Below are 15,228 nucleotides of genomic sequence, written 5' to 3'. Positions count from 1 at the left end.
TGTTTTTTCTGATAAAAAAATAGTTTATTTTAACCCTTGATGCTGGGTTAGGTGTCTTGTATATAATAAGAATAATAATCCAAAGGCTATGCAAGATCAAGACGCTAAAACACTCCTTTCTAAATTCCAAGCGGGTACTTGTACTGATGAAGAAAAAGCCATCATTGAAAACTGGATTATGTTTGGTCATGTGACTGAATTTGATTTGAGTAACAAGGAAATAGTAGCAGATCTGGCAGAAATAAGGAGAGGGCTTCCCTTGAAAGAAAGGAATAAGGTGATTGGAATGTGGCCAAAAATTGCTGCTGCAGCTTCTGTATTGCTTATTATTTCTGTGGCATTGTTGCTCCACACCAATAATAAAACTGTTCATCAGAAGCAAATAGTAAAGGTTCTGAATAAGCCTAAAGAGGTGATCGTTCCGGGAAGTAATAAGGCTTTTATTACTTTGGCAGATGGGTCTAAAATATCATTGACTGATGCTTCAAGTGGTAGAATAGCTAAAGAAAATGGGGTGCAGATTATTAAGACTTCAGATGGAAAGTTGATCTATACCATTTCGGAGACTGAACATTCTGCAAAAATAATAGCCTATAATACGATTACAACACCCCGTGGAGGCCAGTACCAGATCGTATTACCTGATGGTACGCATGTATGGCTCAATGCGGCAACTTCATTGAAGTACCCAACTTCTTTTATTGGCAAGGAACGGAAAGTGGAACTGAATGGTGAAGCCTATTTTGAAGTGGCTCCTAACAAGTCAATGCCTTTTAAGGTACAGACCAGGAATCAGGAAGTGGAAGTTTTAGGAACGCATTTCAATGTAAATAGCTATGCGGATGAAAATGAAACTAAAACTACACTTTTGGAAGGCAGCATCAGGGTTTTCCAGAACAGTACACAGCTTACACGGGTTTTGCGTCCCGGTCAGCAATCTATAATAATGGCAAATGCTTCAGTGATTATTCGAAATGGGGATCTGGAGGAAACTATGGCATGGAAGAATGAAAAGTTTGTCTTCAACGACCAAAGTTTAGCAGTTATCATGAGACAGATTTCCCGATGGTATGATGTGGATGTAGAATTTGCAGGGAATAAGGCTGTTAATAAGGCTTTTGGAGGTACTATTTCACGTTTTAAAAGTATAAATCAAGTCTTGGAAATTTTAGAACTAACCGGATCGGTGCGTTTTAAAGTGGAAGGAAGGAGGGTTATTGTGATGAATTAACCTCTACTTATAGGATACTAAAAATGAACCAGGAGTAATTGGACCTACTCCCGGTTCTAGTTTAAGTTTTCGATCGTAAATTTTGCGCTTACAATGAACCATAAACTAACCAAATGTATGAAATTTTATGCTCAAAAACTGTTCCTGTGTAATGATGCCAGTGACAGTAAATTTGGAATACTAACCTATTCGAATTGTAATCATAGTAATGATTTCTTTAAATTTATAAGGAGTAAGGCATTACTGAATAAAGGACTAATCATGCGGATAAACCTAACGTTTTCTATATTGTTTATTGGCCTCTTGCAGGTCAGTGCAAATAGTGTTGCGCAAATGGTTTCCTACGTGAAAAAGGATGCAACGCTAAAGCAGGTATTGAAGCAAATTGAGGCACAAACAGAGTTTGATGTTTTTTATGATGTGGAAGAGCTTAAAAGATCTAAGCCTGTTGATGCCAGTTTTAATAATGAACCTCTTAATGAAGTGCTCGAATACTGCTTTGCAAACCAGCCCTTAAGTTATATTATCAAGAACCAGACGATCATCGTTAAGCCTCGTGAATATGCTTTTGTATTAGACCAGAAAGCTATTGTCATCACTGGAACGATCAGGGATGAAAAGAATATTCCACTTCCTGGCGTCAGTATTAAGGTGAAAGGGACTTCGACGGCAATCGTTTCTAATCTGAATGGTGGATATAGTATCTCGGTGCCTAATCAAAATGCTGTACTTGTTTTTACCTATATCGGCTTTGAAACGCAGGAATTTGCTGTAGACGGGCATACAGTGATCAACGTAAAGATGATTGAAGGAGCGAAGTTCCTGGAGGCCGTAGTGGTTACGGGTTATGGTACACAGCGTAAAAGTGATTTAACGGGATCTGTTGCGTCCATTGATGCAAAGCAGATAGGTGAAATTCCGGTAATGAGTATTGAGAAAGCGATCCAGGGAAGGGTTGCCGGCGTGCAGGTACAGCAGGCTTCCGGACAGCCTGGAGGCGGCATTAGTATGCGTATTCGTGGTGTTTCGTCCATTGCCGGGGGAAATGAACCTTTGTATGTGATTGATGGACTCCCTCAGTTTAACGATGATGTACGGGGTGCTAATGGTCTGGCCACTATTAATCCATCGGACATACAATCCATCGAAATATTGAAAGATGCGTCCGCAACGGCCATATATGGTTCCCGTGGTGCAAACGGCGTTGTAATGATTACTACAAAGTCTGGTAAAATAGGCAAGGCCGTGGTTTCTTTTGAAAGTTCTTACGGTGAGCAGCAAGTAACCAATCGGATAGAGATGATGAACAGTGCTGAATATGTAGATTATGTAAACCGGTTTTATACCAATTCAAATTTGCCTGTCCCTGCTTCAATTGCGAATTTCGCGCCTACCGTAAGTACTGATTGGCAAGATGAGATATTCACTACCGCTCCGGTAACTAACAATAGCCTGAGTATTTCTGGTGGCTCAGACAAAACCAAATATTATATTTCCGGAGGGTACATCAGTCAGGATGGAGTAGTAATCAATACGGGCTATAAAAGGGGCTCTATGCGCCTGAATATGGATAGCAAGATTAAGGATCGCTTTAGTGTTTCAAGTCGTCTTACCGTATCCAGAGCTATGCAGAAAGGTTTTTCTCCTTCTTTGGGTAATGCAGCAAGGAACTTTGGCAAGTCAGGCATAGGATCTACTCTCCTTGCTTCGCCAACTGTGCCTGTTAAAAATGAAGATGGTACTTATTCCGTAGTAACGCCTTTCAGCTTTAACGGTATAGATGCTGAAAATCCTGTTGCCCTGGCTAAAGAAGTGACGGATCAGAATATGACCACACGTGTTCAGGGAGGAGTGGACTTTAAGGCAGTGCTTTTTAAAGGGCTGACCAATAATACAAGGTTATCGGCAGATTATTATGATATCCGCAGGGATCTTTATTTTCCAAAGATCCTGCCACGGCTGGGGAACAATGTTGGAGTTGCAGAGTTAGGGCGTTACGACAAGACCTCTGCTTTGGCGGAAGATTTCATGGAGTACAAATATAACTTTTCTGAAAAGACTAATCTGGAGGCAACTGCAGGGGTATCTATTCAGCAGGAGCGATATAACACGATTGATCTCTCTGCTACAGGTTTTGCAAGTGATGTGCTTAAGAACTATAATTTTAGTTCGGCAACTACAATCAGCAAGCCAATTACGGATGTGATTGAAAATACGATCATCTCCTCGTTTGCCAGGGTACGTCTTAACTTATCAGATAAATACCTGTTCTCTGCCAGTATCAGGCGTGACGGGGCTTCTGTATTTGCAGAAAACAATAAGTATGGAGTTTTTCCTTCTGTTTCTGCTGCATGGCGCTTATCTGAGGAGGCCTTTATTAAGGACAAGGACTGGGTTTCGAACTTTAAACTAAGGGCAAGTTGGGGCGAGGCAGGTAATCCCGCTATCAGTCCTTATCAGTCTTTATCTCTTGGCAGGACAGTTAATACCGGCCAGGGTGCAGGTACAGGTCTTGCTGTAGGTCTTTCTCCTACATTCCCTAATCCTGATCTTAAATGGGAAACAACTGCTCAGACTAACATTGGATTAGATGCCGGATTTCTACAAGAAAAATTCCGTTTCACATTTGATTACTACTTGAAAAAGACCAAAGACTTACTGGCTTTTGTGCAAATTGCACCAAGTGCAGGAGTTAATCAAATTATTGATAATGTAGGTGAAGTGCAGAATAAGGGTTGGGAAGTATCGCTTGGTACAAACGTAGTGAATACCAAAGATTGGACCTTCTCGCTTGATTTTAACTTATCTCAGAATAAAAATAAGGTAACTAAAACGAAGAACAACCAAGACCTTTCAGCTGCTTTATCAGCGGCTGATGATAAGTCTGGAAGTATCAGTATTATCCGTGTAGGAGAACCATTATCGGTGTTCTACGGACCTAAATTTTTAGGGCTTAGTCCAGAGGGTATTCCATTACATGAGAACTTAAATGGAGATTTGAATGCAGACGGAACAGATATAATCAATGCACTTGATAATCAGATATTAGGCAGTCCATACCCTGATCTTTACTATGGTGTTAATTCATTGGTGAAATACAAACGCTTAACATTTAGTATGGTTTGGGCAGGTGTTAGCGGCTCATTAATCAATAACGTCAACCTTTCTAACCTCACTTCTGTAGGCGTTGCTAATCAATTTAATAAAGCGAAAGTGATCAATGAGCTATTTCCTGTACCCAGTGAAAAGGTGAGTACAGCTAACAGGGTATCTTCCAGGTTTATGGAAAGTGGTGATTTCTTCCGTATGCGGAATGTCCGGTTAGATTATATGATTCCTATAGCAAAACTCGGGACAGTAAAGAGCATCAATGTGTATGTAAGTGGCCAGAATCAAATCACATTTACAAAATATTCAGGCTTTGATCCGGAGGTAAACTCTTTCAATGGGAATGATCGCAGACAAGGGGTTGATCTGGGAGCATATCCTACAGCAAAAGTATGGACATTTGGATTTAGTGCAAATTTTTAACTGATCGGATTAATAACACGACAATGAAACGAAATATTTATATACAGCTCTTTTGTTTGGTACTGATCATGATAGGTACCACTGGATGTGAAAAACTATTAGAGGAAGAGCCTAAAGCGACAATTAGCCTGGGAGAATTAAATCCGGTTTTACTGGATCAAACAATAATCGGTGTATACGAACCGCTTACAAGGTCACGTGGCAGACTATGGGAATCAAGGCTAGGCCTTTATCTTGAGTTGATGAGCGATTATGCTGATGGTGGGGCTAGCCAGAAAGCTAGTAGCGATTATACGAATTTGCTTATGTCTCCCAATAGTCTGGAACCAACATGGGTATGTATTTATGAAGCTGTTGGAAAGGCGAATCTGCTTCTCGCCAATCTAGATGCGAATACATCTTTAAGTGATGATCAGAAATCCAGAGCTTATGGAGAGGCTTATTTTATCCGTGCACTTTGCTATTACAATATAGTACGTATTTGGGGAAAGGTGCCGTTACGTTTAAAGCCGATTGTTAATTCTGATGATGTGGACTTACCACTTTCAGAAATTCCTGAGATTTATGACGCAGTTATTAAAGATCTTAAAATAGCTGAAGTTAACCTACCAGCACAAGTTCCGTCAGCAAATGCTGGTAGGGCAACTTCAGGGGCGGCTAAAGTAATGTTGGCAGATGTATATCTCACCTTAAAGGATTATACAAATGCGCGCGATAAAGCTAAAGAGGTTATTGATAATAAAGCAACCTATGGCTATGATTTGGAACCCTCACTAGCAACATTATACTCACCTGTTTTGGCTACAAATAAAGAGGATGTCTTTTCATTGAAATTTTCTCAGGTTGTTGGTGCCGGAAGTTTTTGGGCCTCTTATTGGGCTGATTCTAAAGCGAAATTAGCGGGATATTCTGTAACCGGAAACAAATTTGGAGGCATTATGTCGAAGGCTCCAATTATTGCTGGTTGGGATAATAATGATTTACGTAAGCAATTCAGCCTTTATAGCACCTATATTATTAACGGTGTAGTAACTAATGCTGAAGTAGAAGCAAATAATTACGATTTGCGAATGGGTAAATACAAAGATCCTAATGCACCCGCAGATACGGGCAATGGCAATGATTTTTATTTTTATAGATATGCAGACGCGCTCTTGATATTTGCTGAAGCAGAAAATAAACTAAATGGGCCAGTTAATGCATACGCTGCTATTAATCAGGTAAGACGACGAGCCTATGGGGTAAGTCTTGCAGTTTCAAGCACAGTAGCCGATTTACCTGCAGGACTAAGCCAATTGCAATTTGATGAATTGGTTTTAAGGGAAAGAGCTTATGAGTTTATTGGTGAATGCAAAAGGTGGTTTGATATGGTTCGTACGGATAAAGTAGCTGAAATTTTAACAGGAGTGCGTGCGGCAATACCAACACCAGCCCGTAAACCAATACCTACTAAGTTTGTATTTGGTATCCCGGATATTGAACTACAGAATAATTCATTAGCAAGGTAGTTCCCTGTTAGGGATGTTAGGGAAGGAAAGTAGAATTTTACTGCATGTGGATTTGAATCAATTAGTAAAGTTTGTGGATGATAATCGTAGTAACACTATCATGATTGTAAATTCGGGTTAATCCTTCGGGAAAACCTCCAATGACTATCGAAAAATTCGAAGATTCTCAGGCTTATGGATATGTACCGGCCAATAGAGTTGTTAAAAGGGGCCAGTATAAGAACATCGCCGAAAGGCTGAAATAAAGGGAAAAGTATAATAGCAGATATCCAATGATGAGAGGGCTTAAAAACAAAGGCATCTGATTTAATAATTAGAAGTATGAAAGGATTAATACTATTCATTTTAATGATTTATACCGTTGACTCACTCGCTCAGACAGCGGATAAGCCTAATTATGATGAATCAAAAGTTCCTGAATATACTTTGCCTGAACTTCTTAAAACCAACGATGGGGTTAAAGTGAACAACAAACAAGTATGGGAAGCGATTAGAAGACCAGAACTTATAAGGGAGTTCGAGGATAATATTTACGGACAGATGCCCCAAGGTTTTGATCGCATTACCTATTCTTTTATAAATGATAACAAATCTGCCATGGAAGGGAAGGCCCGGTTAAAAGAAGTGCTGATAAAAGTATTTAACAAGGATCAGAAATTGGAAATAAATCTGATTCTTTTTATTCCAAATCGTGCTAAAAGACCTTCACCTGCCTTTTTACTGATTAACAACCGAGGAAAAGAAAATACAGACCCCACTCGCATCAATAAAAGTGATTTCTGGCCCGCAGAATTACTGATTGATAGTGGGTATGCTATTGCGGCGTTCAACGTAGATGAGCTGGCTCCGGACCAAAAAGACACATACATGAATGGTGTTTTACGTTTGTATCCGGAGCAGCTGGCCGCAAACAATGGAATGCGGGCCATTGGTGCATGGGCATGGGGTGCTAGTCGTGTCATGGATTACCTGCTGACCGATCCGGATATCGATGGAAAACAGATAGCAGTTGTTGGACATTCCCGAGGGGGTAAAGCTTCCTTATGGGCTGCCGCTGAAGATCAACGGTTTGCACTATGTATCACCAATTGTTCCGGGAATACGGGTGCAGCATTAGCAAGAAGACAATTTGGGGAACGGATCAAGACGATCAATACCAAGTTCCCTTATTGGTTTAGTCCAAATTATAAAAAGTTCAATGATCAGGAGGCTTTGCTGCCTGTTGACCAGCATATGCTGATTTCGATGATTGCGCCAAGGCCTGTTTATGCTACCAATGCCTCTGACGATCTTTGGGCAGATCCTAAAGGAACTTATCTGTCCTTACAAAATGCCGAACCGGCATATGTCTTATATGGCATCAAACCTAACCTTCCTGCAAATTCACCGGCAATCAATGAGCCGATTGTAAATGCTTCATTGGCTTATCATATCAGGGAGGGTAAGCATGACTTAACTTTGTTTGACTGGATTAATTTTATAAAATTTGCCAACTATAATTTTAAAAAGAGAGCGTTCTAAAACTATAAATCCTGATTTTTAGTCATAAAATAATTTTAAAAAAAGAATTTTATTAAAGTTACAGATCATGAGTATTCAATATCCTAAAGCATTGTTCTTTATGTTTTTTATCCTGAGTCTTCAGGTATCCGCTCAGTCCTTTGATTTGTTGGAAGTAAAAACTCTGCCTCCACATCCAAGAATCTTACTTCTAGCACAAGCGGAATCTGGTATAAAAAAGTCAATTCAGGATGATTCAACATGGAAAGGAATTCATGAACTGATTTTACAGGAAAGCCGAAAGATGTTAACGCATCCACCAGTAGAGCGGGTGATGAATGGAAGACGATTGTTAAGTATGTCGCGGGAAAGTTTACGCAGGATCTTTTTTCTCTCTTATTCCTGGAGGATGACCAGAGATAGCCTGTTTCTTAAAAAGGCAGAAGTAGAATTACGTTCCATTGCCGGTTTTACGGATTGGAATCCCTCACATTTTCTGGATGTTGCAGAGATGACTACGGCGGCGGCAATAGGGTATGATTGGTTATTTCCTGACCTTTCAGCTGAAGTAAAAGCTCTTGTTAAAAATGCAATCCTTAAAAAAGGAATAGAGCCTTCATTAAAAGCGGAAAATAATGCCTGGCTGCAAAGCGCAAATAATTGGAATCAGGTGTGTAATGCAGGGATGGCTTATGGGGCACTGGCTATTTATGAAGATGAACCGATACTTGCAAAAGCAATTATTACCCGATCAATAAAATCGGTTCCTGTTTCCATGAGCGCGTACGCTCCTGATGGTGCTTATCCGGAAGGTTATGGCTATTGGGATTATGGTACAACCTTTAATATTTTACTGATAGATGCACTTGAAAAGATTTTCAAAAGCGATTTCGGTCTGAGTAAACAAACTGGTTTTTTAGAAAGTGCGGCCTATATGGAGAATATGTCAGGCCCTATAGGGAAAAGCTTTAACTATTCGGATGTGTCTGATGCTGCAGAAGTGCACCCTCCAATGTTTTGGCTGGCAAAAAAGCAGAATAAATTATCCCTGTTGTTTGAAGAGAAAAAATATCTGCAGGATAAGTGGCTTGTTAGGAACAGGATTCTGCCCGCTTTAATAATTTGGGGAGAAGGGATTCCGATCGATAAGATAGAAGCACCTAAAGAACTGATGTGGGTAGGAAAAGGACCTACACCTGTTGCCCTGATGCGAACATCCTGGGTTAATACGAATGCCTTGTTTGTAGGAATAAAAGGGGGAATGCCTTCTTCGAACCACTCACATATGGATGCGGGCTCTTTTGTGATGGATGCGAATAACGAAAGATGGGCAATGGATCTGGGTATGCAGGATTATAATTCTCTTGAAAGTAAAGGGATTGCACTTTGGGATTTTAAGCAAACTGGACAGCGTTGGGATGTTTTGCGCTACAATAATTACTACCACAATACGATTACGCTGAATAATGAATTGCAGCTGGTTGATGGCTTTGCACCAATAACTAATTTTACGGACAAACCCTCTTTTTTAAGTGCTTCAATAGATCTGAGTCAAATTTATAGAAATGCAGCTTTAACAGTAAAACGGGGTATTGCTATAGTAGATCGGCGATTTGTGATGATCAGGGATGAACTTATTAGTGCTGATACGGCTACGACTTACCGATGGGTGATGCTTACGCCGGCAAATGTAAAGCTGGGAAAGAATGGAACAGCAGAACTTTCTCAACATGGTAAGAAACTGCAATTAAAGGCTTTTGGGGATGCTGGTATTACGATAAAGACCTGGAATACGGAGCCTGTTCATGATTATGATGCTCCTAATCCTGGAGTTACCCGTGTTGGTTTTGAAGTACGCATCCCTAAAGGTTCAAAACGTTCTTTTACAGTGCTGTTAATTCCTGAAAATGATGCTGCAAATAAGGGGATAGAAAATCTGCAATTGAAGGATTGGTCCTCCAGGTAGTTGCAATTGACTATCTAACGTTTGTTTTAGCATAAATAATTTGCTGTGCTAACAAGAAATCCCGAAGTTCAACTAACTGATCTGTATTAATCAAATCTACTCCACAAGCCATTAAAGCTGCCCACACTTTTGTGTTTTCGGGGGATGCCCATAACCGTACTTTTTTGCCATTTTGATGTGCATATGAGACGTACCTGATTAGTTTTTCTTTCTCTACCAATGGCATTTCACCAATTCCCTGCCAATTGATAAGATGAGCGTATTTGCAACTTGCAGTTTGATAAACGTCGGCAGACTCAATAGACTGTTCAATCTTTAACAGGTCTTCATCTATGAACGCCATGCGGCTGGTTTGTTCTTTTATTCGTTTATAGGGCTTATGTCCTGTGATGATAACGGTAACTTGTCTGATTGTCGTCTTCCCATTATCATAACTCGAAAGTATGGATGCATATTTATGGAGCAGATGCTCTAGTTTGGAGTAGGTTTCATTGGCTTCGGATTTAATATCAATCATCAGCGTAATGGGTGAAGCAAGGTTTCGGATTTCCTTATTAGTTCCCTGAGTGATTTTCAGCAAAGGTTTAAAATATAACTGTTCTAAAGTTTTCTTTTTTTTAAAGAAGGGGAGGATATGTGCAACAATCAGTTTGTTGTTTCGCAAATAAATATCAGCTTCTACATAGGAGTACCCATTTTCCAGTGCATCGTACAAAGGCCGCTGATGCCAGTAATCGTTGTGTGCAAAACCCTGAGTAAATAAAACGTTTTGAGATTGGCAGTTGAACACCAAACAAATTAAAAGAAGGGATAAGCTTATTTTCAGGTGCTTTTGACTTATTGCTACTTGCATCTTGCTTTTTATTTTGTTCTGCAAGTTACAAGTGCAATATATACAAGGTGTTAACCAAGGGTAATCAATAAGGACGAATAGTGCTTTTCAAATTAATTTTGAGTCTTAAACAAAAACACAGGCTACTCTTTTGGAATAGCCTGTGTTTTAGAGATGTTTTATTTTTTACCAGATTCTGATACGGTCTTCTGGTTTTTTGTAAAGTTTATCGCCAGCCTGCACATTAAAGGCCTTATACCAGGCATCCATATTTACAGGAGTACCAATGGTGCGGAATTCACCTGGAGAATGCGGGTCAGTCAGAATATACTGAGCGGCAGTTTCTGGTAAAATATTACCTCTCCAAACCTGTGCCCAAGCGAGAAAGAAGCGTTGATCGGGTGTAAATCCATCAGTCTTTTCTTCTGTTTGGCCTTGTTTAGTCATTTTAAATGCTTCGTATGCTGCGTTTAAACCTCCTAAATCGCCAATATTTTCTCCCATAGTCAATTTGCCATTAACATGCAGCGTATCCAAAATGGTATAGGTATCAAATTGCTCACCTAATGCTTTTGTTTTTGCTTTAAATTTCGTCATGTCTGTATCGGTCCACCAGTTACGCAATGTTCCGTCTTTGTCGTATTGGCTTCCTGAATCGTCAAATCCATGTGACATCTCGTGACCAATAACGGCACCTATTCCTCCGTAATTGACTGCGTCATCTGCATTTGGATCGAAGAAAGGGAATTGAAGTATGCCGGCAGGGAATACAATTTCATTCATCACAGGGCTATAGTATGCATTTACGGTAGGAACAGTCATACCCCATTTGGTGCGGTCTACTGGTTTGCCTAACTGGTTTACCATTTCATTATAAGACCAGATGTCTGCATTGCGAAGATTTTGGAAAAAGGTAGTTTTGCTGATGTTCAATCCTTCATATGTTTTCCATTTGTCGGGATACCCGATCTTAGGAGTAAAGGCATTCAATTTAGCCAATGCTTTTTCTTTAGTCACGTCGCTCATCCAATCCAGTTTACTGATTCGGATTTCATATGCTTTCCTTAGGTTTTCTACCAATACCTGCAACCTTGCTTTTGCTTCTGGCTTGAAATACGTCTTCACATAGAGCTGTCCAAGTAGTTCGCCAATAGTGTTGTCGGTTAAAGACGACATGCGCTGCCATCTTGGTGTTTGTACCTTTTGTCCGGATAAAGCCTGGTTATAGGCAAATTGAGCGGATACAAATGGAGAACTCAGACCAGCGGCAGAGCTTTTTAGTACATTCCACTGCAGGTAGATCTTTAAATCACTGATGGGTGTATTTTTAACTGTCGTGCTGAGTGAACTGAAAAAGGAAGGCACATTAACTAATATAGTATCCTGTCCGTTTACCTTCATTTTGCTTAACAATGGTTTCCAATCGAATTCTGGAGTTGTTTTGCTTAAGGCTGCGAGTGAAAATTTATTATATGTTTTCTGCGGATCACGAAGTTCAACACGGCTCAATTGTGCTGTTGCCAGTGCTTTCTCAAAGTTGAAAATCACTTCAGCATTCTTTTTTGCTATTGCTTCTGTGGAACCTGTCAGGGTAAATAGAGTAGTTATATATGTTTTAAAAGCAGTTTGGATCTTTAAACTACGGGCATCAGACTTCAAATAATAATCACGGTCTGGTAAGCTAGTGCCTCCTTGTGAAAGCTGTGGAACCATATTGGTTACGTACTTGCGATCCTGCGCAACGTAAAAACCAAAGAATGGTGAGGCATATCCGGTAGACTGAAGATAGGCAGTTTCGTTGATTATGCCATTCAAATCTTTAATAGCCTTGATGCGTTGCAGATCTTGTTTTATTGGCGTATATCCCAGCTTTTCGATCGAAGCACTATCCATTGCTGCGGTATAAAAATCGCCTACTCTTTTTTCAACTGAACCAGGAGTGGCGTTTGTATTTAATGTTGCTGCTTCGATAATGGTTTTTACTGCATTAATATTGAAATCGCGTAATACATTAAAGCTTCCCCAGCGTGTTTCTTTGGCGGGAACGGGATTATTTTTAATCCATGTGCCACTGGCATATTGATAGAAATCGTCGCCTGGTTTTACGGAAAGATCCATGTTAGCTGGATCGATGTACTTTGTTAAAGGTGTTTGTTGTGCATTAACCTGAAGATTAATGGCTACTAATCCAGGTAAAAGCAGATTCATGTACTTTCTTTTCATAATATTATAAAATAATGACCTCTATTTTGATAATTTGGAACAAAAATAGGCTTTTTGGTGATTAAAAAATGTAATAGAAGTATTGCATTTTTTAAATCTGTAGATGGATTTGAGTATTAGAGGTATTACATTAAATAATTTTTTACATGGGTGAATTTAAAATGACAATAATAAGGGTTTTTCAGATCTGTATAGCTGATTGTTAGCGGAAAATTGCTAAATTAGGATTTATGTTTAAATACGGTTAATAGCAGGATCATTTCCTTTTATGGACTAGATTGCCTATTAAATAAAGCGCAGCCTGCACCCACCTCAGTCGCACCTTGTCCGCACCTTCTCCGCTCCGAAGCGTATATGCTGTGGAGGAAATCCTACTTAAGTCCCTTTTAATTATAGGGAGTTTACTCGTTAAGTGATCTTAAGAGCAAAGACGGACTATGACTAATCCTCCATTTGTTTTCATCCACTTATTTATATCGTAAAAACGTGTTTGTTCGTGTTTTTTGATTCACCGTATTTTAGCTTCAATTGTTTTGAAACATCAGAGATCCGATTTAAAAGCACGATAGGCATTATTCCATGAGTTCAGGGGAGAAATCTTATTCCTAAATCCGTAGTCGTGTATTAAACTTTTATTATCGTCTCAATCTCATTTGCGCTATATATATTTGCACATCTTTTAGTAATTATCAGATCAATGGAAAAGAAAAAAGATCCTTTCTTTGAAAGGATGTCAACAAAAATAACCGCATGGACAGGAAGCTCCAAAGCTTTTGTTACCGCTTTTTTGATTATCCTGATATGGGTTGTTACAGGGCCCTTGTTTAAATATTCTGACACCTGGCAATTAGTTATCAATACGAGTACGACCATCGTTACCTTTTTGATGGTTTTTGTTATTCAGAAATCTCAGAATAAAGAATCGAAAGCGGTACAACTTAAACTCAACGAATTGATTGCTGCAAGTAAACAAGCGAGCAACAGGATGGTTGACATAGAGGATCTGACTGAACTTGAAATGGATGTATTGCACAAATATTATCAAAAGCTGTCTGAATTATCCAAAGCAGAGGGCGATATACATAAATCGCACTCCATTGATGCTGCAGTGATCCTGCATAAAAGCCAAAAATTTCAGAGACTTGATGGTCAGAAATAAGATGCCATACTGTTTGGAACAGACCATATTACGGATAGCTTATGAGTAGTAAAATTGTTCGTATAAAAGATATCGCCGAAAAGGCAGGGGTTTCAACTGGAACGGTAGATCGTGTACTGCATGATCGTGGACGAATATCACAGGATGTCAAGGAAAAGGTTTTAAGGATCATCAAAGAGATGAACTATGAGCCAAATTATAGTGCCCGTGCGCTTGGCTCAAATAAGATCTATCATATTGTTGCTCTGGTTCCCAATCATACGAATGATTCGTATTGGTATGAGGCGGTTATGGGAATTGAAAAGGCGGAACGGGAACTTAAACAATACGGGATCAATGTATCCAGGTATAAGTTTGATCCTCATAACGTAGCTACTTTTATAGAAAAGGCCCAGGAAATAACAGATAGTGCTCCTGATGGAATAATTCTGGCTCCTTTATTTTACAAGGAAACATTGCCGTTTTTTGATAAATGGAGCACTATGAAAATCCCGTTTATTATTTTTAATACGCAGATTTCTGAATATAGTCCACTGAGCTATATCGGGCAGGATTCGTATCAAAGTGGTCTGCTGGCAGGAAGGCTTTTTAGTCAGATTAATCCGGACCCTTGTTCTATTTTAATAGCGCATATTGATGAGGATATTGGCAACGCTACCCACTTGATTAAGAAAGAGCAAGGGTTTCGTAATTATTTTAGTCACAATAACCTTGCTGATAAATATACTTTACACCGGATTGAGCTTCAGCGAAAAAACTATTCCTTGTTTCAAAAGCAGATTGATAGCGTAATTGAGAATAATCCTGATCTGCAGGGTATCTACGTAACCACCTCCAAAGGGTATGCGATTGCAACTTACCTGGAGCAAAGGCATATTAAAAGTATTAATTTGATTTGCTATGACCTGGTGCCTAAAAATATTCACTTTTTGAATAAGGGAATCATAAGTTTCTTAATTAATCAGAATCCTCGGGGACAAGGTTATTGGAGTTTGCATCACATGGTTGACTATCTGGTATTTAAGAAGAAAGTTTCGCTAATAAAATATTTGCCTTTGGATGTTATTGTAAAAGAAAATATAAATTACTTTATACACGAGGATTAATTGAAATTGTTTCTATATACTGTAAACTGTGCTCTATTACGCTATAGTGTGGGCGTGGACACAATGGACGATTTAAGTTGGCTTAAACGTTAAATTATGGTGTTTGTGCGCACACACTATTTGTTTTCTTTAAAATTATTGTTTAGGTTTGAGCTACAAGATTAGTATCAGG

The 15,228-nt window shown here is 39.3% G+C and carries 9 protein-coding genes; 7 read left to right on the top strand and 2 right to left on the bottom strand.

Translation table 11 applies throughout. The features are described 5' to 3' along the window. The first annotated feature begins 88 nt into the window (after positions 1–88). The 5 genes from ADIARSV_RS19520 (at position 89) to ADIARSV_RS19500 (ending at position 9,736) form a co-directional block, all read left to right on the top strand. Positions 89–1,231, top strand: coding sequence for a FecR family protein (locus ADIARSV_RS19520; RefSeq protein ID WP_016197409.1), 1,143 nt, complete (start codon positions 89–91; stop codon positions 1,229–1,231). A 117-nt stretch (positions 1,232–1,348) separates the two neighbouring features. Then, positions 1,349–4,762 (top strand): TonB-dependent receptor, encoded by a 3,414-nt coding sequence (locus ADIARSV_RS19515; RefSeq protein WP_200864786.1) that lies wholly within the window; start codon positions 1,349–1,351, stop codon positions 4,760–4,762. 23 nt (positions 4,763–4,785) lie between these two features. After that, a complete protein-coding gene (locus ADIARSV_RS19510) occupies positions 4,786–6,270 on the top strand; it encodes a RagB/SusD family nutrient uptake outer membrane protein (protein ID WP_016197407.1) in 1,485 nt (494 codons plus the stop codon). A gap of 321 nt (positions 6,271–6,591) precedes the next feature. Beyond that, the gene (locus ADIARSV_RS19505) at positions 6,592–7,791 is read left to right on the top strand and encodes a glucuronyl esterase domain-containing protein (protein ID WP_016197406.1); all 1,200 of its coding nucleotides are present in this window, start codon (positions 6,592–6,594) and stop codon (positions 7,789–7,791) included. Between the two features lie 67 nt (positions 7,792–7,858). Continuing rightward, a complete protein-coding gene (locus tag ADIARSV_RS19500; RefSeq protein ID WP_016197405.1) occupies positions 7,859–9,736 on the top strand; it encodes a heparinase II/III domain-containing protein in 1,878 nt (625 codons plus the stop codon). 10 nt (positions 9,737–9,746) lie between these two features. On the opposite strand, the gene ADIARSV_RS19495 is transcribed toward ADIARSV_RS19500, so the two are convergent. Continuing rightward, positions 9,747–10,589 carry a phosphatidylinositol-specific phospholipase C/glycerophosphodiester phosphodiesterase family protein gene (locus ADIARSV_RS19495; RefSeq protein ID WP_016197404.1) on the bottom strand — a complete coding sequence of 281 codons (843 nt, stop codon included), beginning with the start codon at positions 10,587–10,589 and terminating at the stop codon, positions 9,747–9,749. A gap of 165 nt (positions 10,590–10,754) precedes the next feature. Then, a complete protein-coding gene (locus tag ADIARSV_RS19490) occupies positions 10,755–12,791 on the bottom strand; it encodes a M13 family metallopeptidase (protein ID WP_016197403.1) in 2,037 nt (678 codons plus the stop codon). A gap of 697 nt (positions 12,792–13,488) precedes the next feature. On the opposite strand from ADIARSV_RS19490, the gene ADIARSV_RS19485 reads away from it, so the two are divergent. Further along, positions 13,489–13,950 carry a low affinity iron permease family protein gene (locus tag ADIARSV_RS19485; protein WP_016197402.1) on the top strand — a complete coding sequence of 154 codons (462 nt, stop codon included), beginning with the start codon at positions 13,489–13,491 and terminating at the stop codon, positions 13,948–13,950. A 41-nt stretch (positions 13,951–13,991) separates the two neighbouring features. Continuing rightward, positions 13,992–15,056 carry a substrate-binding domain-containing protein gene (locus ADIARSV_RS19480; protein ID WP_016197401.1) on the top strand — a complete coding sequence of 355 codons (1,065 nt, stop codon included), beginning with the start codon at positions 13,992–13,994 and terminating at the stop codon, positions 15,054–15,056. Positions 15,057–15,228: the final 172 nt, after the last annotated feature.

This window comes from Arcticibacter svalbardensis MN12-7, from assembly GCF_000403135.1.
In the GTDB taxonomy this organism is placed as follows: Bacteria; Bacteroidota; Bacteroidia; order Sphingobacteriales; family Sphingobacteriaceae; genus Arcticibacter; species Arcticibacter svalbardensis.
Note: the sequence above shows the minus strand (reverse complement) of the source record. Positions and strands in the feature narration are given on the sequence as shown.

Coding starts and splice junctions, on each gene's coding strand:
- ADIARSV_RS19505 (WP_016197406.1), top strand. CDS start 6,592: ATGAAAGGATTAATACTATTCATTTTAATGATTTATACCGTTGACTCA.
- ADIARSV_RS19510 (WP_016197407.1), top strand. CDS start 4,786: ATGAAACGAAATATTTATATACAGCTCTTTTGTTTGGTACTGATCATG.
- ADIARSV_RS19520 (WP_016197409.1), top strand. CDS start 89: ATGCAAGATCAAGACGCTAAAACACTCCTTTCTAAATTCCAAGCGGGT.
- ADIARSV_RS19485 (WP_016197402.1), top strand. CDS start 13,489: ATGGAAAAGAAAAAAGATCCTTTCTTTGAAAGGATGTCAACAAAAATA.
- ADIARSV_RS19515 (WP_200864786.1), top strand. CDS start 1,349: ATGAAATTTTATGCTCAAAAACTGTTCCTGTGTAATGATGCCAGTGAC.
- ADIARSV_RS19495 (WP_016197404.1), bottom strand. CDS start 10,589: ATGCAAGTAGCAATAAGTCAAAAGCACCTGAAAATAAGCTTATCCCTT.
- ADIARSV_RS19490 (WP_016197403.1), bottom strand. CDS start 12,791: ATGAAAAGAAAGTACATGAATCTGCTTTTACCTGGATTAGTAGCCATT.
- ADIARSV_RS19500 (WP_016197405.1), top strand. CDS start 7,859: ATGAGTATTCAATATCCTAAAGCATTGTTCTTTATGTTTTTTATCCTG.
- ADIARSV_RS19480 (WP_016197401.1), top strand. CDS start 13,992: ATGAGTAGTAAAATTGTTCGTATAAAAGATATCGCCGAAAAGGCAGGG.